This window comes from Shewanella sp. UCD-KL21 (genome assembly GCF_001957135.1).
GTDB lineage: Bacteria > Pseudomonadota > Gammaproteobacteria > Enterobacterales > Shewanellaceae > Shewanella.
In genome coordinates this window covers 1-21833 of sequence record NZ_MPHK01000029.1, presented here as the reverse complement: position 1 = coordinate 21833, position 21833 = coordinate 1, and the positions used below count along the sequence as shown (strand labels likewise).

Below are 21833 nucleotides of genomic sequence, written 5' to 3'. Positions count from 1 at the left end.
GCAGATCTTACTCGCGCTTTTTAGCGCTAGATCAAACAATGGGCGGCATTGGCCGGAATAGAGTGATGCAAGAGCAATATAATCCCTCAGAAATTGAAGCCTTGGTGCAAAAGCACTGGGAAGACAAAAAAACCTTCGAAGTCACTGAAGATGAAAACAAAGAGAAATTTTACTGTCTCTCTATGTTCCCTTATCCATCAGGCCGACTTCACATGGGACACGTCCGTAACTACACCATAGGTGATGTTGTTGCTCGTTACCAACGTTTGCAAGGTAAAAATGTGTTACAACCTATCGGTTGGGACTCATTCGGTCTACCTGCAGAGAATGCCGCAATCAATAATAAGACTGCGCCTGCGCCATGGACTTATGAAAATATCGACTACATGAAGAACCAACTTAAGCTATTAGGCTTTGGTTATGATTGGAGTCGTGAAATCGCGACTTGTACCCCTGAATACTACCAGTGGGAACAATGGTTCTTCACCCAGTTATTTGAAAAAGGCTTAGTCTACAAAAAGACCGCCTCAGTTAACTGGTGTCCAAATGATGAAACAGTACTGGCTAACGAGCAAGTACAAGACGGTTGTTGCTGGCGTTGTGACACTGAGGTGGTTCAAAAAGAAATCCCTCAGTGGTTCATTAAAATCACCGATTACGCTGAAGAGCTATTAAACGATATCGATCAGTTAGATGAATGGCCTGAGCAAGTTAAGGCGATGCAACGTAACTGGATTGGCCGCAGTGAAGGGATTGAAATGACCTTCGGTGTTGCTGGCAGTGACGATAGCTTTGATATCTACACCACTCGTCCTGATACCGTGATGGGCGTAACCTATGTTGCTATTGCCAGTGGTCACCCACTTGCTGAAGCTGCAGCAAAGAATAACCCAGAGCTTGCTGCATTCATTGAAGAATGTAAAAACGTTGATACTACCGAAGCGGCTATGGCTGCCATGGAAAAGAAAGGCGTTGCGACTGGTCTTAATGCAATCCACCCATTAACTGGCAAAGAAGTGCCTATTTGGGTCGGTAACTTTGTATTAATGAACTACGGTACTGGCGCAGTAATGTCAGTTCCAGCGCATGATCAACGCGATTACGAGTTTGCTAAAAAATACGGTTTAACCATTGAAGCTGTGATCAAGCCAGCTGATAGCGATGTGGATATCAGTGAAGCTGCCTTTACTGATAAAGGCGTGCTATTTAATTCAGGTGAGTTTGACGGCTTAGAGTTCCAAGCGGCATTCGATGCTATTGATGCCAAACTAACCGCTGAAGGTAAAGGCAAGCGTCAAGTGAACTTCCGTCTACGTGACTGGGGTGTATCGCGTCAACGCTACTGGGGCGCTCCTATCCCTATGGTTACGCTTAAAGATGGCACAGTAATGCCAACACCAGCTGAGCAACTGCCGGTTGTATTACCTGAAGATGTGGTAATGGATGGTATTCAAAGCCCAATTAAAGCTGACAAAGAGTGGGCTAAAACCACGGTAAATGGTCAGCCAGCACTACGTGAAACGGATACCTTTGATACCTTCATGGAATCATCTTGGTACTACGCGCGTTACTGTAGCCCGCACGCAGATCAAATGCTTGATCCAGCTAAAGCGAACTACTGGTTACCTGTGGATCAATATATTGGCGGCATCGAGCATGCTTGTATGCATTTGCTATACTTCCGCTTCTTCCACAAGCTGCTACGTGATATTGGTTTAGTTGACTCTGATGAGCCAGCAAAACGCTTGCTTACGCAAGGTATGGTATTAGCTGATGCTTATTACTATAACAACGAGAAAGGCGCCCGCGTTTGGGTTTCTCCTGCTGACGTTACAGTACAAGAAACTGACGACAAAGGCCGTGTTGTTAAAGCGGTAGACAGTGAAGGTCATGAACTGGTTTATACCGGCATGAGCAAGATGTCTAAATCTAAGAATAACGGTATCGACCCACAAGAAATGGTTGATAAATACGGTGCTGATACCGTGCGTTTATTCATGATGTTTGCAGCCCCACCTGAGTTAACCCTTGAGTGGCAAGAATCAAGTGTTGAAGGCGCGCACCGATTCATTAAGCGTTTTTGGAAAACAGCTCATGATCATATCGCTCAAGGTGATGTGGTTGAGCTTGACCCTAAAGCACTTGATAACAATCAAAAAGCGCTTCGTCGTGAATTACACAAAACCATTGCTAAAGTCAGTGATGATGTTGAACGCCGTCAAATGTTCAATACCGCCATTGCCGCTATCATGGAGCTGATGAACAAGTTGCAAAAAGCCCCGTCTGCTAATGAGCAAGACAGAGCCCTGATGCAAGAAGCATTATCAGCAGTAACACGTTTGCTTTACCCAATCATCCCGCATACTTGTTTTAGCATGTGGACTGCCTTAGGTAACCAAACGGATATCGAAGATAGCCTATGGCCAACTGTTGATGAGTCTGCACTAGTTGAAGACAGCAAGCTGATTATCGTGCAAGTTAACGGTAAGCTGCGTGCTAAAATCACAGTAGCTGCAGATGCTGCTAAAGAAGAAGTTGAAGCCCTAGGTTTAGCGGATGAAAACGTACAAAAATTTACCGATGGCGTCACCGTACGCAAAGTGATTTATGTACCAGGTAAACTGCTAAACATCGTTGCTAATTAATCATTTATAAGTAACGATAGATTGAAGGTGACCAATGACAAGCAATTAATCTCGTCATTCGTCGCCTTCATAAAGTTAAAGATGTGACCGAATACCCATCTTATGCATGTACAGTTAAAGGATGCCAAAAACAGTGATGCTAATTAAACGCATTAACTTGGCCTTGTTGGCGCTCGTCATTATGACCAGTGCTGGTTGCGGCTTTAAATTACAACGTAGCTATTCAATTCCTGCCGAACTGGAAGAATTGCACCTGCGTTCCAATGATCAATACAGTGAACTGACACGTCTGGTTAATGAGCGCCTTCGTATTCACCGTGTGGCAACCGTACCAGCATCAGATGAAACCCCTACTTTAAGCCTCATCAATGACTCACTAGAGCGTGCAACCCTGTCTTTATATCCTACGGGTAACGTAGCTGAGTATGAGCTTATTTATGTGGTTAATTACGCTGTGATGTTACCAGGCAGCGAGCCACAACGATTCGTATCTGAAATTCGCCGTGATTATCAAGACGATCCGCGTACTGCACTAGCAAAAAGCCGAGAAATGGAGATGTTAGTCAAAGAAATGCGTATTCAAGCGGCTGATAATATTATCCAAACTCTGGCCTCAATCGAGGTGAATTGATGCGGGTTTACCCAGATCAATTAAATCAGCATCTCAAAAATATCCATGGTTGTTACTTACTGTTTGGTGACGACCCGTGGTTAATTGAAAACTGCAAAGCGCAAATTCTCAGCGCGGCTAAAAAACAAGGTTTTGAAGAGCGGGTACATTTAACTCAAGACAACAGCTTTAGCTGGAATGATTTGCTACAAGAGTGGCAATCAATGAGTTTATTTGCCAGTCGCCGCATCATCGAATTGACGCTTCCCCAAGCAAAACCAGGCACCGAAGGCTCGGCAGCGTTAACTGCCATGATGCAAAATCCTAATCCGGATATTATTCTGATTATCCATGGGCCAAAGATATCTGCTGAAACCAAAAGCAAATGGTTTAAGTCCCTTGATAGCGATGGTATTTATTTACCTTGCGCTACCCCTGAAGGAAAACAGTTCCAGCGCTGGTTAGATAATCGTATTCATTTTTACAAGTTACAGGTACAGATGGACGCCAAAGCCATGCTGTTTAACTTGTTTGAAGGTAATTTGTTGGCCGCTGAGCAAGCCTTACAGCTATTGCAATTACTCAGCCCTGATAAGCCAATCCATAGCGATCATTTAAACGATTATTTTGAAGATCAGTCGCGCTTTACTGTGTTTCAATTAACCGATGCGCTGCTGGGAAACCACCAAAAACATGCCCAGCATATGTTAGTGCAGCTTAATGCTGAAGGCACTGCGATGCCAATTCTAATGTGGGCATTGTTTAAAGAGCTAAATGTATTACTCAGTTTAAAAACTGCAGTAGAGCAAGGCGAGCAACTGAATAGTTTATGGCCTAAACATCGTATTTGGGATAAGCGTAAACCCTTTTATCAAGCGGCATTAACTCGACTCACCCTCAGTCAAATCGAACATATGCTCGCCTTTGCCTCAAAAATTGAGCGCAATCTCAAGCAGCATGGAGTAGAAGATTGGACCGCAATCAGCCATTTAAGCCTGTTATTTGATCCTAATGCCCACAGACGATTAGCCCATATAGAACTGCAAACATGAAGATTGGGATTTTAGGCGGCACCTTTGATCCCATTCATTATGGTCATATCAAACCTGCCATTGAAGTAAAACAACAGCTAAATTTAGACAAAGTTTGGCTAATGCCCAATCATATCCCGCCCCACAAACAAACCACCAAAGTTAGCAGTGAGCAACGCTTAGCTATGGCAGAGTTAGTTTGTCAGCAATATGATGAGTTTGAAGTGTGTGATATCGAAATTAATCGTGATAGTCCATCTTACACTGTGACCACCCTTGAGCTACTAACCCAGCGTTATCCCCAGCATCAATTTTATTTCATTATGGGCACAGACTCTTTTATTCAGCTCGCGTCATGGTATCAATGGCAGCAATTATTTAAGCTGTGCCATTTGGTGGTTTGTCGCCGCCCTGGTTGGTCAGCGAGCCATGACCACCCGATGATGCAACTGCTTAAACAAAAGCAAGTCGATTATCAGCAAGCTGAGTTGATAGAGGCTAAAGTTGGCAATATATTTCCAGTTGAAGTGACCTTGCAAGATATCTCCTCCACAGAAATAAGGGCGCAACTGGCCAAGTTAATGGCTAACGAAGCTCACTTATCCAGCCAAAGCACGAAACTAATCGCTGAAGGCGCTCATCTTTCTGCTGAAGGTTCTCATTTTTCTGCTGCTGACTCTTTGAAATTAGCTGAAGGCGCTCATTTAACCTCTGAAGGCTCTCATTTAACCGCTGAAGGCTCTTTAAAATTAGCTGAAGGCGCTCATTTATCCGCTGATGGCTCTCATTTAACCGCTGAAGGCTCTTTAAAATTAGCAAAAAGCTCATTAAATAAAAAACTGCCAGCGTGCATCCAAGCCTATATTTTACAACACCAACTTTACCGTTAAGCCCTGGTAATTCCCGCCTCAAAAATCGCTACTGTTAAAATCAATTTCAGCTTCAATTGCGCTAGCATAGGTATTTTGCGTATAATGCCCCGTTATTTTTATATATCGAGGTAAGTGACGTGCAGAGCACGGAATTAAAAGATTTTGTTATCGATAAAATCGATGACCTGAAAGCCAAAGACGTTGTGGTATTAGACGTTGCAGAACAATCACAAATCACTGATTTTATGGTTATTTGCTCTGGCACATCAAAAACACACGTCCGCGCAATTGCGGAAAACATGATCGTTGAATCTAAAACTGCAGGCTTACAACCATTAGGTGTTGAAGGTCGTGAGAGCAGTGAATGGGTACTGGTTGATCTAGGTGGCGTAATCTTACATGTAATGCAAGACCAAACACGTGAGTTTTATGATCTAGAAAAACTATGGTCTGAAAACAACGCATAATGAAGTTACAACTGATTGCTGTTGGCACCAAGATGCCAGATTGGGTAACCCGCGGATTTGAAGAATACCAACGTCGTTTTCCTCGTGATATGGCGTTAGAGTTGATTGAGATCCCCGCAGGAAAGCGCGGTAAAAATGCTGATATAGCACGCATTCTTCAAAAAGAAGGCGAACTAATGCTAGCAGCAGTACCCAAAGGCAATCACATTGTAAGCCTAGACTTGCCTGGTAAGAACTGGGAAACCCCACAACTTGCCGAGCAACTCAGCAAATGGCAGCTTGATGGCCGTGATGTCAGTTTATTGATTGGCGGTCCTGAAGGTCTTGCGCCAGCATGCAAAGCTGCTGCAAGCCAAAGCTGGTGTTTATCCGCCCTCACCTTGCCCCATCCATTAGTTCGTGTACTGGTTGCCGAAAGCCTTTACCGAGCATGGAGTATAAATAATAACCACCCCTACCATAGAGAGTAAACCTTATTGGTCAAGGCTCTGGTAAAAGCAAAGCTAATTCAGCTAATATAACAAATCTGAATTTATTAGCCTGAATCTCATCGGAGAAAGCTTAAGTGTCGCCAAAAAAGCGCATTGCCATGCACGACCACGCTGCCGAGGCGTCGCTATTCAAACGTCGTGCTTTGTTCACTTTCCTGTGCGTGTTTATTCTCATCAGTGTTTTACTGTCTAACCTCTATCAACTGCAAGTTGTCTCATACACTGATTATGAAACCCGCTCTAATGACAACCGTATCCGCGTTGTGCCCGTTGCCCCGAGTCGCGGCTTAATCTACGACCGTAACGGCCAACTGCTTGCTGAAAACCAGCCATTTTATACCCTAGAAGTCATTCCAGAAAAATCTAAAGATATTACTGCGACCCTAGATAAACTCAATGAGGTTATTGCCCTTACTGAAGAAGAACGTGAAAGTATCACTGAAAGATTACGGTATCATCGCCGCTTTAAACCATTAACCATCAAAAGCCGATTAACCGAAGAGCAAGTTGCCGCATTCAGTGTTAACCAACATCAATTCCCCGGTTTTAGGGTCGAAGCTGGCCTTAAACGCCATTACCCCTATGAAGATTTAATGACCCACGTATTGGGTTATGTGGGTAAAATTAACACCCGCGATCGCGCATCTCTGGAAAAATCGGGAACCTGGAAAAATTACGCCGCCACTAATGATATTGGCAAACAGGGGATTGAAAAGTTCTATGAAAGCCTATTATTGGGCACGCCCGGTCACCTTGAAGAAGAAGTGAATAACCGTGGCCGCGTGATCCGCACCTTGAAGGTGACCCCGCCAACGCCAGGGCAAGATATTTACCTCACCTTAGATTTAAAGCTGCAGCAAAAAGCCATGGAACTATTAGCTGGCCGCCGCGGCTCAGTGGTTGCTATCGACCCACAAGATGGCGGCGTACTTGCGATGGTTTCAAGCCCAAGTTATGACCCTAATTTATTTGTTCATGGCATTAGCAGTAAAGCCTATAACGCACTACTTAATGATAAATCACGCCCCCTTATCAACCGAGCGACCCAAGGCCAATACTCACCGGCATCAACGGTAAAACCGCATATTGCGTTACTGGGCTTAGAGCAAAAAGCCATTAGCGATAAAACCCGAATTTGGGATCCGGGCTTTTGGCAAATCCCCAATGTCGAACGTAAATATCGCGACTGGAAACGCTGGGGTCACGGCTGGGTTGATGTATACAGTGCCATTATGGACTCCTGTGATACCTTCTTTTATGACTTAGCCTACAAAGTCGGTGTCGATAAGATTGCTGATTTCATGAACCAATTTGGTTTTGGCGAATCAAGTGGCATTGATATTTACGAAGAAGCGAACGGCATCATGCCATCAAAAGATTGGAAGCGTATGCGTTACAATCAGCCTTGGTATATTGGTGATACGATTTCGGTGGGTATTGGTCAAGGCTACTGGACCTCAACCCCATTACAGCTTGCTAATGCCGCCACCATTTTAGCCAATCATGGCACCCGTTATACGCCGCATTTATTAAAATCATTTAAAGATGACACCGCTAAAATCGATACCCCGATTGATGAGCGTGAACCAATAAAATTAAACGATGATAATAACTGGGAAATCATTAACGAAGCGATGCGAAAAACGGCTGACAAGTCTCGCTTTACTGATGCCAAATATACCGCAGCAATGAAAACCGGTACTGCGCAGGTATTTAGTGTTGCCCAAGATGAAAAATACGATGCTGATACCGTGTCAGAGTTTTTACGAGATAACGCCTTGATTATTGCCTACGCGCCTTATGAAAACCCTAAAATTGTTCTTGCAGTGGTTATTGAGAATGCCGGCTGGGGCGGCGTCAATGCAGGTCCTGTCGCCCGGGCACTATTGGATGAATACATGTTACGAGATCAATGGATGGTGAAGCAATGAATACCTCACACCACCCACACAAACAGACTATTTGGCAAAAACTACACATAGACTTACCGTTATTGCTCGGCCTACTCGCGCTAATGATTTTTGGCTTGTTTGTGATTTATTCTGCCAGCGGCGAAGACTTTGCCATGATGGAAAGGCAATTAACCCGCTTTGGCTTGTCATTATTTGTCATGTTTATCTTTGCCCAAATAAACCCTGAAATTCTCAGGCGCTGGGCTTTACCCATTTACGTGGCAGGTATCATCCTGCTGCTTGGGGTACACTTTTTCGGCACCATAAATAAGGGCGCACAGCGCTGGCTAAACTTAGGCTTTATGGAGTTTCAGCCATCAGAGCTTATCAAACTCGCCTTCCCTATTACTATGGCGTGGTACATCAGTAAATTTCCGCTACCACCAAAAAAACGTTATTTAGCCGGTGGCTTGGTTATTCTGCTAATTCCTACCTTACTGATCGCTAAGCAACCTGACTTAGGTACCTCAATTTTGGTCGCCGCTTCGGGGATTTTTGTGCTGTTTTTATCAGGCATGAGCTGGGTTATTGTCGGCAGTTGTGTGGCCGCGGTTTTAGCCTTTTTACCGGTACTGTGGTACTTCTTAATGCACGACTATCAGCGCACTAGGGTTATGACCTTGTTTGATCCTGAGCGCGACCCTCTCGGCGCGGGTTATCATATTATTCAATCGAAAATCGCCATTGGCTCGGGTGGTCTGTGGGGTAAAGGCTGGCTGCAAGGCTCACAATCACAGCTAGAATTTTTACCCGAGCGTCATACCGACTTTATCTTTGCTGTGATCGGTGAAGAGTTTGGCCTGATTGGCAGTTTACTGTTACTTGCCCTGTATATGTATATCATCGGCCGCGGCTTGGTTATCGCATCGCGAGCGCAAACTTCCTTTGCTCGCTTACTGGCAGGCAGTATTACCTTAACCTTCTTTGTTTATATTTTCGTCAACATTGGTATGGTGTCTGGCATCTTACCTGTTGTGGGAGTGCCCTTACCTTTGATCAGTTATGGCGGTACCTCGATGATGACATTGATGATAGGTTTTGGCATTCTGATGAGTATTCATACCCATAGACGCTTTGTGGACAGGTAACCCCAGCCAAACCTAATGGAATAATTTAATAAGGAAAACTGCCGCGCAGCTGAATTGACATCACTTCGCGGTAGTCCAATTACACAGGACCTTAAATGCAAATAACAACTAAAATCGCAGCAGCGCTGGCATTACTTCTCAGCTCAACAACACTTTTTGCGGCGCCAACAAAGCCAACAGAACAAGAAGTCAGCGCACTAAAGCAGGCTTTTATCACTGAACAAGTGAGCAAGGGCTTTACCGAACAAGAAGTGCAGCAGTTCCTATCTTCTGCTAATCATAATCAAGCGGTACTTGATGCGATTTCCAAACCTTGGGAAGCCAAACCTTGGCACCAGTATTATCCGATATTTTTAACTGACTCCCGTTTAGAAAAAGGCTTAGCCTTTTGGCGAGAAAATGCTGAAACCATCAAGCAGGCCTCTGAAAAATTCCAAGTTGACCCACAAATCATTGTTGCCATCATCGGTATCGAAACCTACTACGGCGGCTACATGGGTAACTATAAAGTGCAAGATGCGCTTTATACTTTAGGCTTTTACTATCCACCTAGAGCCACCTTTTTCAGAAAAGAATTTGCTAACCTGATGTCATTAATTAAAGAAGAGCAATTAGATAACGACAATCTTAAAGGCTCTTACGCTGGCGCTATGGGTTATGGCCAGTTTATTCCATCAAGCTATCGCCACTATGCGGTTGACTTCAGCGGTGATGGCCGCCGAGATCTACTTAATAGTAAGCCGGATGCGATTGGCAGTGTTGCTAATTATTTCCACCAACACGGCTGGAAAAAAGGCGCGCCTGTTGCCCTTAAATTAAATCACACCGTTGAAACCGCACCTAAAGCCAAGGTATGGCTTAAAGGCAAGCCGACACAAACAGTGGCAGATATCTTGACCCCAAGTTTATCCCTAGCGGTTGCTAAAGATATTGATGCGGCGCAATCTGCGTTGCTGATCAAACTTGAGCAGCCGGAAGCAACTGACTACTGGTTAGGGCTTAATAACTTTTATGTGATTACCCGCTACAATCGCAGCCCACTTTACGCCATGGCGGTATATCAATTTAGCCAGCAATTAGCCGCTGCGTACCACTCAGGTTCAGCCCCTGCTGATGGCAATGAATAAGATGTGCACTCACATGAACAGTCAAATAAACTATCACATCAAATATGACATGCTAAAAAAATCACTCATTAGTTTGACCCTGGTTGGCTTATGCGGCGCATTGGCTGGGTGTTCAAGTTCATCAAGCTCAAGTAGCCAAGATAATCGCTATCAACTGAGAGATGATCGCGCCCCTAAAAGTGCCCCCGATGTCAGTAAGGTTGAAGATGCTCACCCAAAGTATGAGCCCTATAGCCGCCAAGGGAACCAGCAAAACTACACTGTGCGCGGCAAGTCATATCAGGTGATGTCGAGCGCGAAAGGCTTTAAACAAACGGGCGGCGCATCTTGGTATGGGTCAAAGTTTCATGGTCACTTAACATCAAATGGCGAAACCTATGACATGTACTCCATGTCAGCAGCCCATAAAACCTTGCCGTTACCAAGTTATGTGCGGGTCACTAATGAGGCTAATAACAAACAAGTGATTGTCAGAGTCAATGACCGTGGTCCATTCCATGAAGGGCGCATCATTGATTTATCCTACGCTGCGGCCTACAAAATTGGTATGTTGCAACAAGGCACGGCTAAAGTCAGCATTGAAACCATTCATATTGAGTCACCTGAATCAATGGCGCTAGATGAACTAAAAGACTCCAGCGTGCATTTTATTCAAGTAGTGGCCTCTAAAGATCTGGTGCGGATTAATGTGCTGGCAAAAGAGCTTGAGCAAAAGTATCAAGTGCCGGCAAAAGTTGAAGCGGCCAACGGCTTTTATCGACTGCAATTGGGTCCAATAGGGCAGCGCTACTTAGCCAATAAGCTATTAGTGCAGCTAAAACAAGATGGTCACCCCAATAGCTATATGATGTACCCTAAAAAATAACCAGTTTCTGAAAAATAATAAATTAGCCTGTCTGACAATTTATTTATGTTAATGAAGCTTAATGTAAAATTATTGAAGACTAATGATATAATGTTTTTAATTATGTCGTTTATTCATAGAAACCGACTAAAGATGCTTTAAAGTAATAATCTTGCTTGGTTTTTATGCTATTTTTGATAAATGCGTTTGTTGGTGCTTTCACTAGCACATCAAACACGCTAAGTTAAAATAAACCCTAAACGACGTCACCTTCTACAATGACCAGAGATGTGCCAATTTAATGATGAATATTGTTAACACTCCCCTAAAATCTTTGCTGTTGCTTTCTGCGGTATCTTTTTCATCTCAAGCAGCCAACGCAGCTAATGCACCTATGGTTATGCCTAATGCGCCGACTGTCGCCGCTAAAGCTTATGTTCTAATGGATTACAATTCAGGGCGCGTGATTGCTGAAAGCAATGCCTATGAATCACTTAACCCTGCTAGCTTAACTAAAATGATGACCAGTTATGTTATTGGTCATGAAGTTAAAGTCGGTAATATTTCTTTAGATGATGAAGTAACCATCAGTAAAAAAGCTTGGTCTAAAAACTTCCCAGATTCGTCAAAAATGTTTATTGAAGTGGGTAAAACTGTCACGGTCGAAGATTTAAACCGCGGCATTATCATTCAATCGGGTAACGATGCCTGTGTGGCAATGGCTGAACATATCGCCGGCACCGAAGATGGCTTTGTTGACTTAATGAACTCGTGGTCAAAGCAACTGGGCATGACCCAAAGTTACTTTGAAAACTCACATGGTTTAGATTCTGATAATCACAAAACCACCGCCTATGATATGGCATTGCTAGGCGCGGCATTAATTCGTGATGTGCCAGATGAATACCGTGTTTATTCAGAAAAATCTTTCACCTTTAACGGCATTAAACAATATAACCGTAACGGCCTATTGTGGGATAACAGCCTTAATGTTGACGGCATCAAAACGGGTCATACATCAGGTGCGGGTTACAACTTAGTATCTTCAGCAACCAATGACGGTATGCGCCTTATTACCGTGGTGATGGGTACTAACAGCGAGTCAGCCCGTAAAGCTGAAAGCAAAAAGCTGCTTAACTACGGATTCCGTTTCTTTGAAACCATTACCCCATATAAAGCTGGCGATACCTTCGTTACCCAAAAAATCTGGTATGGCGATCGTGAAACGGTTGATTTAGGTGTTGTTACCGACACGCCTATTACCATTAATCGTGGTCAAGCTAAAAACTTACAAGCCAACTTCGAGCTAACTAAGCCACTAACTGCGCCGTTAGCGAAAGGCGAAACTGTTGGCCGTGTTTTCTTCCAATTAGATGGCAAAGACATAGCTCAATTCCCATTAGTCACTTTAAATGAAGTGAATGAAGGCAGCTGGTTTAGCAAATTGATGGATTACTTCAAGCAAATGTTTGAAGGCTGGTTTGGTGAATAATAAGCTAAGCTATTTTCTAAATAATTAGCAAAATGGTCAGTTAAACAAACTGATATCTACAATAAAGCCACCTTCGGGTGGCTTTATTGTTATCGAAGCAGCAGCGCAAAACTAACGCCTTAGGTAATAAATTACAATGGCGCAGTAAAAATGACCATCAAACGCTGCTCGCAGACTTGTATTACAGTATAATTACCCCATATAGAAGTGATAACAGCTTCAACTGTACCTGCTGTAATATCTACAAACAGGCGCATTCAACCGTAGAGAGCAAACACATGTTAGAAACAAACTTTGGCGAACTAATGGATTTTCCAAATTCATGCCCATTCAAAGTCATCGGTAATGCTGACGATACCTTAGCTGATCGCATCGTTGCTGTAGCGCAAAAACTCGCACCTGGCGATTATGCGCCAACAGTCAAAGCATCAAGCAAAGGCACCTACTACGCAGTATCAATTCGTATTACTGTTACCAGTAAAGAACATATTGAGCAAGTTTATACAGATCTTGCTGCAATTGAAGGTGTAAACCGCGTACTTTAACACCGCTCAAAATGGTATAAAACGTGATCCACCTATCACTTTGATGTTATTTCAGTGATAGGTGCGTATAATAAGCCAACTTTTTTGAGGGAGAGCTTGCCCTTGCAAACTCAGACGTTACATATCAGGCATCTTGGCCGCCAAGATTACGAGTCGGTCTGGCATGCCATGCAAAGTTACACTGACAATCGCGACAGTGACAGCAACGACGAGCTATGGATAGTTGAACATTCACCGGTATTCACCCAAGGCCAAGCAGGCAAAAGTGAACACATTCTCAATCCTGGCGATATCCCAGTGATCCAAGTGGATCGCGGCGGACAAGTCACTTATCACGGCCCCGGCCAACTGGTTGTCTATCCACTCATTGACATAAAAAGAAGTAAACTCGGTGTGAGACAATTAGTGAATAATATCGAGCAAAGCATCGTTGATATGCTCGCCATGTACGATGTCAATGCTTACGCCAAAGCAGATGCACCCGGTGTCTATGTTGACGAGCGAAAACTCGCCTCATTAGGGTTACGCATTCGTAAAGGCTGCTCTTTTCATGGCCTTGCCCTCAACGTCGATATGGATTTAGCACCATTTCTGCGCATTAATCCTTGTGGTTATGCCGGACTTGAAATGGTGCAATGCAAAGCCTTAGGCGGCCCACAAACCGTGACTGAAGCTGGCGATAAACTGATTCAAACATTAAGCCAAGTATTAGGCTACCAAGAACTTGTACATCATCAAGGATTAGCAGAATAAAATGAATAGGCCTGAAAGATTACAACCCGGTGTTAAATTGCGTGATGCTGAAAAAGTCGCGCGTATCCCTGTTAAAGTGGTTCCATCTGAACGTGAAACCATGTTGCGTAAACCAGATTGGTTAAGAGTAAAACTCCCTGCATCAAACCAGCGAATTACTGATATAAAATCAGCACTGCGTAAAAACGGTTTGCACTCAGTATGTGAAGAAGCCTCATGCCCTAACCTTGCTGAATGCTTTAACCACGGTACTGCCACCTTTATGATCTTAGGGGCGATTTGTACTCGTCGTTGCCCTTTTTGTGATGTTGCCCACGGCCGTCCACTAAAGCCTGATGCAGCTGAGCCTAAGAAACTAGCGCAAACCATTCAAGATATGAAGCTTAAATATGTGGTGATCACCTCTGTAGATCGTGATGATTTACGTGACGGCGGCGCACAGCACTTTGCTGATTGTATTCGTGAAATCCGCATCTTAAATCCTGAAATTAAAATTGAAATTTTAGTGCCTGATTTCCGTGGCCGTATTGACGCCGCTTTAGATATTTTAGCCACTGAGCCACCAGATGTGTTCAACCACAACCTTGAAACAGCGCCGATGCATTACCGTAAAGCGCGCCCAGGGGCAAATTACCAGTGGTCATTGGATTTACTAAAACGCTTTAAAGACCGTCACCCTGATGTTCCAACTAAGTCAGGTTTAATGATGGGCTTAGGGGAGTCAAACGAAGAAATCGCCGATGTATTACGTGATTTACGTGCTCATAACGTCGAGATGTTAACCTTAGGTCAATACTTACAACCAAGTAAGTTCCACTTACCGGTTGAGCGTTACGTGCCACCAGCAGAGTTTGATGAGCTAAAAGCATTAGCTGACGAGATTGGCTTTACCCATGCAGCCTGTGGCCCGCTTGTACGTTCAAGCTACCATGCGGATTTACAAGCGCAAGGTAAAGAAGTGAAGTAAGCTTTATTTGCTTCCTAAGAGACTAAAACGGCGCCTAGAGCGCCGTTTTTAATGTCTGTTATTAATAGTATTACTTACCAGCTTGAACCATTGCTTTAATCACATGGGCTTTAACGAAATGATCAAGTTGATGAGTTTCAATCCACCAAGTCGCAGCTTCCATCAATAATATCGGGTCATCGTTCTTATTGGCAAAAAAGGCATAAAATGATAAACCAACATTATCGCCTTTGGCGGCAATTTTTTTATCGCACACTTGGATTATTTTGGCTCTTAACGACTCTCTCATTTAACGCTCTTTATTGGTTTAACAATATTAATTTACTCAGCATATGATTCATTCAGTCATTTATTCTGGCAATAACCTGTAATCCATCAAGATAGCATCTTCACGGCCAGTTACGCTTGGGTAATAACCCGTGCGGCGACCTGCTTCAACAAAACCTAATGTATTATACAAGCCAATGGCGGCAAGATTAGACTGTCGAACCTCCAACATCACCACCACTGCCTGTTTCACTTTAGCATCATAGATAACATGATTAAGTAGCTGCTTTCCTAGACCCTTTCCTTGTTGATTCGGCGCAATACAAATATCTAATAACGTCAGCTCATCGACAATTTGCTGCACAATGGCAAAACCAATAAGCTCATCTTTATCAAAGACTCCATAAACGCGATATAAGCGGCCAAAACAGTCTCCTAAGCTAGCTAAACTCCAAGGGTGAGAATGTACGGCAGACTCGATTTCAAACATTGCAGCGGTGTTTTCAGGGGATAATAGCGAAATAGTAAAACGGGTTTGAGGAGAAGTAGAAGTCATAAGGTTTCTTCAATAGTGGGAGTTTGAATAATCGAAGCTTTACATAATCTAAGCTTTAACTAATCTAAGCTTTAACTAATCAATGTGTTATATCGCCACAGTCAGCAACTAAGTTCTAAGCTGACTTATTTGTATCCATCGAAGCCGTTTTATCAAGCTGCAAACAAAGCTGTTGCCACAGCTCTCTCTTACCTTGATGGCCTTGCAATAATGCCTCAATAGGATCGGTAATAATCCAAGCCACTCGTGGACGGACGCGCATTTTTCGCATATCCCAAACCACCTGCATGCCTTTGACCATTTCAGTATCAAACTCACATTGTGACTCATCAATATGTAATAGCGACAACACGCTTTTAACCAAACTATGCTGGCTAATATCATCACCGTCATCATGAATAATTAAATACGGCTTGCCTTGGCTATCAGCGCTGCGCCAACGGGTTACGCCCATGGCATCTAAAAAAGCTGATTTTTCCATAGTAATTCTCTATCAATGATCTCGTCACTAGAATAGCAGTTCATTAACCACAATGTGAGAGCAAATCAGCTTGAGCTGGGTAGATTTAATCCAATTAAAGCCTTAACAACAAAAAACCGCAATAATTTAAAAACCTTGGTAAATACATATCTGGTTAATAGGAGCCCTAGGTTCTTCAGAATGAGCGATATTCACCACTCGCTATTCAGTTTTAAGAATAATGACCCCTAACGATTTTCAGCATCTAAAACAGACTCTGGTAGCGCTGTTGTCGGTAGATGAGATTGATAATACTGATGGGTCATTTCATTCTTTTTTGCGTGATACATGGCGATATCGGCATGCTTTATTAAGGTTTTGCTATCTTGCCCATCCTCTGGATACTGAGAAATTCCAATACTGGCGGCAATGACAATCAAATGTCCAGCGCAAGGAATGTCAATCAGTAGCGCAGTTTCAATATCTTTCGCCACATCAGAAATATTCAGAGTGGCGGTATCAGGAATAATAATCGCAAATTCATCACCGCCAATACGGGCCGTTAAGCTATTTTCAGGTACGACTTGCAAGATCCGCTGGGCAATCACTGTTAAAATTCGGTCCCCTTCTGGGTGCCCAAACGTGTCATTAATCATTTTAAAATTGTTAATGTCTAACATTAAGCAATAAAAACCTTCACTTTTTAGCGCTAACATTTGATCCATATGGCGATAAAAGTGCTGACGATTGGCTAATGTGGTTAACAAATCATGGTTCGCTTGATGGTGCTTTTGCTGCAATAACACATCAATATCCATAATTGTTTGCTTACTTAGGTTCGTCACCAAGTACACAAACCCGCCGCCAGCGAAGAAAATACCAGCCACTACTAATTGTATAAAATCAATCTCAGTGGCAGAGTTAAATAATAAAGATAAATAACTGAGGTAACTGACAATAAATAATCCAATTAACAATAACAGCGTCAACCAGCCTTTATTACTAAACTGAGAATAAGCACAGATGGCATAAGCTGGGCGTAACGATAACACCAGCCCGATGCTTCCAACCAGCACCAAAAATAAAGCAACATAATCCATAGCACACCCAAACAGTTGTCAAAATCGTATTCGATTCATTTGCTACAGTTATCGAAGCTCTTTGCCATAAAAGACATTGGCATGGGAATTCGCTGAAACCGATAAGGTTAATTAATATAAATATTGTTAAATATTAACCTATTACATAACTTTCAAGTATACCACTTCATCGCAAACATCGATGTTCAAGATTTAGCCAACTGAATAAGGAGGGAGCATTGATCTTTCGAGATGAATGTTAACCACCAAAGCACTATAGACCTAGTTTCAAAGGTCACTTTCAAAACAAAGCAGTTAACATTTTGGCAACAGTGTGGCATTTTGTATTTAAGATACGTCAAAATAACCAATAATAAGAACATGGACCCGTTTAATCATGCTTAAGAACTATAAAGTACTATTACTCACTTGCCTTTGCTTTACCCCGTTAACAAGCCTTGCCCAAAGTAAACTTATCAATAATATCAATGGCTATACTGTCAGTAATGGTAAGTTAGTTGAGTTTAAAGCATTACAATTTAACGGCGATACCATTGAAAAAATCTACCTTGAAAATGAACGCCTTCCCTACAGTACTGACTCCAGTATTGTAAGAATTGATGGACAAGGCAAAACCTTACTACCAGGCCTTATCGATGCCCATGGTCACGTTTTAAGCTATGGATTAAGCCTTATGCGAGCCCAGTTACGTGACAGCATGACTGAACAACAAGCCGTCGAAACTGTTGTAGCATTTAGGCAATTACAACCAACAATGCAATGGATACAAGGACGCGGCTGGAACCAAGTGTTATGGCCACAACAAAACTTTCCTGTGGCCGCATCACTGGATAAAGTCTTTCCCGATACGCCTGTATGGTTAGTTCGTATTGATGGTCACGCCGGTTGGGCCAATAGCGCTGCGATGAAAATCGCTGGTATTAGCTCTGCCACCACCAGCCCTGAAGGTGGTGAAATTATTAAATATGCTGATGGCCAACCAACTGGGTATTTATTGATAATGCCATGAGCCTTATTACCACTAAAATCCCCCAACCTTCTATTAACGAGCAACAAGAGGTACTGCTAACAGCGCTTACTTCGCTGGCTAAGCAGGGATTAACAAGTGTCCATGATGCTGGTATTGGCAGTGACACTATCGCGGCTTATCAGGCACTTGATTATGCCGATAAACTGCCAATTCGCGTGTACGCCATGATAGATGCTCAAGACCCTGAGTTTGACAAGATGATGCAGGCGGGCCCGATGGCTGCAGGCTCAGATAAATTACACATCAGCAGCGTAAAAATATCCGCCGACGGCGCCCTTGGCAGTCGCGGCGCTGCATTGATTGAAGACTATAGCGATTTAGCTGGCCACAAAGGATTATTGCTCTATTCTGAAAAAGAGTTGGGCGATACGATTCAACAGGCCATGGATGCCGGTTTTCAGGTCAATACCCACGCCATTGGCGATAATGCCAATCAAATAGTGTTAGATCACTACCAAGCCAATATCGCCGCAAGTAACAGCCGTCATTTACGCCATCGAATTGAACACGCCCAAGTGCTGCAATTAGCCGATATTCCACGTTTCGCGCAACTCAATGTTATCGCATCAATGCAAGCGACCCACGCCACAAGTGATAAAAACATGGCGTTAGACCGAATTGGTAACGCCCGTATTAAAGGCGCCTACGCTTGGCGTAAGCTACTTAATGCCAATGCGATTATTGCCGCAGGGTCTGATTTTCCCATTGAGTCGCCAAATCCTTTTTATGGCTTACATGCCTCGGTGACTCGTCAAGATCACGACAATCAGCCCATTGATGGCTGGTATCGACGCGAGAGCATGAATTTAACTGAAGCTTTAGCCACATTTACCACCCATGCTGCTTATGCAGCCCATCAAGAGCAAATGATTGGCCAACTCGCCCCTAAACATAAAGCAGATTTTATTCTGATTGATAAAGATATTTTTGCTATTAACCCAGAAGATATTTGGAAAACTAAGGTGCTGGAAACTTGGGTTAATGGTCAGCGCCTTGAATAATGAAAAATAACATAGTCTGTGCTAACAAATACCTCAGTTATATTTAGCGATTAACTGAGGCCACTCAGCCGAGAAAATCAGTTTAAAAATAATCATAAAATAATTAACCCTTTTCATTTTTGCGCTCGTTAATAGCAATAACTCGGTTGTTTAAAACCTTATTTATTGCTTTGGAGCACAAGATGACCACCTCAACAACTCGCTTTTTAACATCAACCCTATTCAGTGGCCTATTTACAACAGGCTCTCGTTCAACACGCCTTGCTTCAGTGCGCCTGCTATCAGCAAGCTTGTTATCAACAACGCTAGCATTGGCAACTATCCCTCATCAGGCTAACGCTGCTGAATTAAGTTTCCCCCACCTTGAAACCGTTGGGGTAAGTCAAATCAAGATCGAGCCAGACATGGCTAACATCACAGTGCAAGTGAGCCTAACTAAAGATGACGCGAAACAAGCAAAAGTGGCCGTAGATCAAGCTGTCGCTAATTTCATTAAACGCTTAGCTGCTGCAGGGGTTGAAAAAAGCGCAATAGAAAGTGCCAATTTATCCATTCAGCCGCAATATCACTATCCATCACAGCAGCCCAAAGAGTTAGTGGGTTACCGCGCGAACAGACAAGTGATTGTCACTATCAAGCAGTTACCTAAGCTTAACGATATTTTGGACTCCGCTTTAGAAGAAGGCATTAATCAAGTGCAGCACATCAGCTTATCGTCATCAAACCAAACTGCAGCAATTGAGCAAGCAAGACAAGCCGCCATTAAAGATGCCAAACAAAAAGCCCAATCACTGGCCCAAGGGTTTGAACGTGAACTCGATGGCCTATGGAAAATCAGCTACTTAACCCAACAACCGGTACAACCAGTAATGATGCGTATGGCGGCAATGCAAAGTGACGTCGCTGAAAGCTATCAATACGGTCAAGTCAGTGTTGAGGAGCGTGTCGAGGTGACTTACAAATTAAAATAGTGATTAACTGAAATGGCGATTAACGGCAATCGTTCATCGCCAGCCCTTCTCGTACATAAAGAACAGCGCATAAAGAACCGCGTATCAATAACAGCACCATTTATGCGCTCAAGTTAACACTCTTAAAAATTAATCTCACATTTGCCCACTTTATTGTTTTTAATCAATACCGCTATTGTTCTGCAGCATAAACTACCTCGCAATTTGTACATGCTTTTCTATTGTTTATTCCACCAAGAGGTAGCTTAATGAAAATCGATTTATCCACTGAAATTGCTGGTATTAGCTTAGACAGTTACTTGATGAACGCCTCTGGCCCCAAATGTACCACTTGGGATGAACTGCACACTATCGCCCAGTCACACTCGGCTGCTGTGGTCACTAAATCTTGTACTATGGAAGCGCGCGAAGGCAACCCTGAGCCACGCTATAAAGATTTACCTTTAGGTTCGATTCAATCGATGGGCTTACCCAATTTAGGCTACAAAGCTTATTTAGAAATGGTGCCAAAGCTTAAAGCATTAGGTAAACCTGTGATTGTGAGTATTTCAGGCTTTAGCATTGAAGATAATATTGAAATGGTTAGCGCCTTTCAAAACAGTGATGTTGACCTAATCGAAGTGAACTTCTCTTGCCCAAATATCCCAGGTAAAGCGCAAGTCGCTTATGATTTCGAACAAACCGATAAAGCACTCGCTGCGCTAACAGCCCTTGGCAGTAAACCAATTGGCATTAAACTGGCGCCTTATTTTGATATGTCGCACTTTGTGGCAGCAGCCAATGTCATCAAAAAGTATCCAGTTAAGTTCATCACCTGCATTAACTCCATCGGCAACACGCTAGTTATCGACCCTTATACAGAACAACCTATCATCAAACCTAAGGGCGGTTTTGGCGGTTTATGTGGTGATTATATTAAACCTGTAGGTTTAGCCAATGTCCGTGCATTTAGAGAACTGCTAGATGATGACGTACAAATCATTGGGGTTGGCGGAATAAAAACCGGCATCGATGCCTTTGAATACTTGTTAGCAGGTGCAGATGCCGTACAAATTGCAACCTGCTTTGAAAAAGAAGGCCAAGCTTGCTTTGAGCGCATTGAAGCTGAACTCGCTGATTTTATGCAGGCTAAAGGCTATCAGTGTATTAATGACGCTAAAGGCAAATTAAAACCGCTTTAATCGCGATTCAAACTTCCAATGCACTTTCAAGCCACTGTATTCACGGTGGCTTAATTAGATAGTCCGCCTCACCCCTAAGCTAAAATTAGAGTTTGGCAATCAAAGAGGCGAACCATCATGTCTACTATTAAAGTCATTGGAATCGATTTAGGCAAATCTTCTTTTCACCTTGTTGGGCATGATCACACTGGTCGTGAACAATTTCGTCAACACTTAAGCCGTTTAAAACTTATTCAATTTTTAGCGCAAACACCTCAAACGATGATAGCAATGGAATCATGTGGTGGTTCCCACTGGTTGGCAAGAAAATGCCAAGCCCTCGGTCATGAGGTTAAACTTATTCCCCCGCAGTACGTTAAGCCTTATGTTAAAACCAATAAAAA

Annotated in this window: 22 protein-coding genes and 1 pseudogene; 19 read left to right on the top strand and 4 right to left on the bottom strand. The window is 43.2% G+C overall.

Annotated features, from left to right (window positions below; translation table 11 throughout):
• Nucleotides 1-65: 65 nt before the first annotated feature.
• The 14 genes from leuS (at nucleotide 66) to lipA (ending at nucleotide 14884) form a co-directional block, all read left to right on the top strand.
• Nucleotides 66-2645 carry a leucine--tRNA ligase gene (gene leuS / locus BM739_RS18445; RefSeq protein WP_076543129.1) on the top strand — a complete coding sequence of 860 codons (2580 nt, stop codon included), beginning with the start codon at nucleotides 66-68 and terminating at the stop codon, nucleotides 2643-2645.
• Between the two features lie 136 nt (nucleotides 2646-2781).
• Entirely contained in the window at nucleotides 2782-3276 is a 495-nt protein-coding gene (gene lptE / locus BM739_RS18440) for an LPS assembly lipoprotein LptE (protein WP_076543104.1), read from the top strand.
• Entirely contained in the window at nucleotides 3276-4307 is a 1032-nt protein-coding gene (gene holA, locus BM739_RS18435) for a DNA polymerase III subunit delta (RefSeq protein ID WP_076543103.1), read from the top strand. Before lptE ends, holA begins: the two co-directional genes overlap by 1 nt.
• On the top strand, nucleotides 4304-5176 hold the full coding sequence (gene nadD, locus BM739_RS20680) for a nicotinate-nucleotide adenylyltransferase (RefSeq protein ID WP_076543102.1): 873 nt from the start codon (nucleotides 4304-4306) through the stop codon (nucleotides 5174-5176). The genes holA and nadD overlap by 4 nt, the downstream gene beginning before the upstream one ends.
• A 119-nt stretch (nucleotides 5177-5295) precedes the next feature.
• A complete protein-coding gene (gene rsfS, locus BM739_RS18425; RefSeq protein WP_076543101.1) occupies nucleotides 5296-5625 on the top strand; it encodes a ribosome silencing factor in 330 nt (109 codons plus the stop codon).
• Nucleotides 5625-6095: a 23S rRNA (pseudouridine(1915)-N(3))-methyltransferase RlmH gene (rlmH, locus tag BM739_RS18420; protein ID WP_076543100.1), complete on the top strand. Its 471-nt coding sequence runs from the start codon at nucleotides 5625-5627 to the stop codon at nucleotides 6093-6095. Before rsfS ends, rlmH begins: the two co-directional genes overlap by 1 nt.
• Before the next feature lie 95 nt (nucleotides 6096-6190).
• Entirely contained in the window at nucleotides 6191-8047 is a 1857-nt protein-coding gene (gene mrdA, locus BM739_RS18415) for a penicillin-binding protein 2 (protein ID WP_076543099.1), read from the top strand.
• Nucleotides 8044-9156: a rod shape-determining protein RodA gene (rodA, locus tag BM739_RS18410; RefSeq protein ID WP_076543098.1), complete on the top strand. Its 1113-nt coding sequence runs from the start codon at nucleotides 8044-8046 to the stop codon at nucleotides 9154-9156. Before mrdA ends, rodA begins: the two co-directional genes overlap by 4 nt.
• A gap of 95 nt (nucleotides 9157-9251) precedes the next feature.
• Nucleotides 9252-10283, top strand: coding sequence for a lytic murein transglycosylase B (gene mltB / locus BM739_RS18405; protein ID WP_076543097.1), 1032 nt, complete (start codon nucleotides 9252-9254; stop codon nucleotides 10281-10283).
• A gap of 49 nt (nucleotides 10284-10332) precedes the next feature.
• Nucleotides 10333-11148 (top strand): septal ring lytic transglycosylase RlpA family protein, encoded by an 816-nt coding sequence (locus tag BM739_RS18400; protein WP_076543128.1) that lies wholly within the window; start codon nucleotides 10333-10335, stop codon nucleotides 11146-11148.
• Between the two features lie 280 nt (nucleotides 11149-11428).
• A complete protein-coding gene (locus BM739_RS18395) occupies nucleotides 11429-12619 on the top strand; it encodes a serine hydrolase (protein WP_076543096.1) in 1191 nt (396 codons plus the stop codon).
• Between the two features lie 278 nt (nucleotides 12620-12897).
• Complete coding sequence (gene ybeD / locus BM739_RS18390; RefSeq protein WP_076543127.1) at nucleotides 12898-13164, top strand: DUF493 family protein YbeD; 267 nt, start codon at nucleotides 12898-12900, stop codon at nucleotides 13162-13164.
• Nucleotides 13165-13266: 102 nt separating this feature from the next.
• Nucleotides 13267-13917 carry a lipoyl(octanoyl) transferase LipB gene (gene lipB / locus BM739_RS18385; RefSeq protein WP_076543095.1) on the top strand — a complete coding sequence of 217 codons (651 nt, stop codon included), beginning with the start codon at nucleotides 13267-13269 and terminating at the stop codon, nucleotides 13915-13917.
• A gap of 1 nt (nucleotide 13918) precedes the next feature.
• Nucleotides 13919-14884 carry a lipoyl synthase gene (lipA, locus tag BM739_RS18380; protein WP_076543094.1) on the top strand — a complete coding sequence of 322 codons (966 nt, stop codon included), beginning with the start codon at nucleotides 13919-13921 and terminating at the stop codon, nucleotides 14882-14884.
• 70 nt (nucleotides 14885-14954) lie between these two features.
• Here lipA and BM739_RS18375 read toward each other — a convergent pair whose 3' ends face one another.
• The 4 genes from BM739_RS18375 to BM739_RS18360 all read right to left on the bottom strand — a co-directional run bounded on the left by BM739_RS18375 (nucleotide 14955) and on the right by BM739_RS18360 (nucleotide 17267).
• Nucleotides 14955-15173, bottom strand: a complete 219-nt coding sequence (locus BM739_RS18375) for a DUF6500 family protein (RefSeq protein ID WP_076543093.1) — start codon at nucleotides 15171-15173, stop codon at nucleotides 14955-14957.
• 60 nt (nucleotides 15174-15233) lie between these two features.
• Nucleotides 15234-15641, bottom strand: a complete 408-nt coding sequence (rimI, locus tag BM739_RS18370) for a ribosomal protein S18-alanine N-acetyltransferase (RefSeq protein ID WP_254843587.1) — start codon at nucleotides 15639-15641, stop codon at nucleotides 15234-15236.
• A gap of 181 nt (nucleotides 15642-15822) precedes the next feature.
• Nucleotides 15823-16188, bottom strand: coding sequence for a hypothetical protein (locus tag BM739_RS18365; protein ID WP_076543091.1), 366 nt, complete (start codon nucleotides 16186-16188; stop codon nucleotides 15823-15825).
• A 227-nt stretch (nucleotides 16189-16415) separates the two neighbouring features.
• Nucleotides 16416-17267: a GGDEF domain-containing protein gene (locus tag BM739_RS18360; protein WP_076543090.1), complete on the bottom strand. Its 852-nt coding sequence runs from the start codon at nucleotides 17265-17267 to the stop codon at nucleotides 16416-16418.
• 376 nt (nucleotides 17268-17643) lie between these two features.
• Here BM739_RS18360 and BM739_RS20745 point away from each other — a divergent pair, with 376 nt between their 5' ends.
• The 5 genes and pseudogenes from BM739_RS20745 to BM739_RS18340 all read left to right on the top strand — a co-directional run.
• Entirely contained in the window at nucleotides 17644-18276 is a 633-nt protein-coding gene (locus tag BM739_RS20745; RefSeq protein ID WP_368483161.1) for an amidohydrolase family protein, read from the top strand.
• Nucleotides 18273-19298, top strand: coding sequence for an amidohydrolase (locus BM739_RS20740; protein WP_368483160.1), 1026 nt, complete (start codon nucleotides 18273-18275; stop codon nucleotides 19296-19298). The genes BM739_RS20745 and BM739_RS20740 overlap by 4 nt, the downstream gene beginning before the upstream one ends.
• A 182-nt stretch (nucleotides 19299-19480) precedes the next feature.
• Nucleotides 19481-20269 carry an oxidative stress defense protein gene (locus BM739_RS18350; RefSeq protein ID WP_083698217.1) on the top strand — a complete coding sequence of 263 codons (789 nt, stop codon included), beginning with the start codon at nucleotides 19481-19483 and terminating at the stop codon, nucleotides 20267-20269.
• A 248-nt stretch (nucleotides 20270-20517) separates the two neighbouring features.
• Complete coding sequence (locus BM739_RS18345) at nucleotides 20518-21450, top strand: dihydroorotate oxidase (protein ID WP_076543089.1); 933 nt, start codon at nucleotides 20518-20520, stop codon at nucleotides 21448-21450.
• 117 nt (nucleotides 21451-21567) lie between these two features.
• A pseudogene (locus BM739_RS18340) lies at nucleotides 21568-21833 on the top strand (IS110 family transposase); the annotation flags it as partial.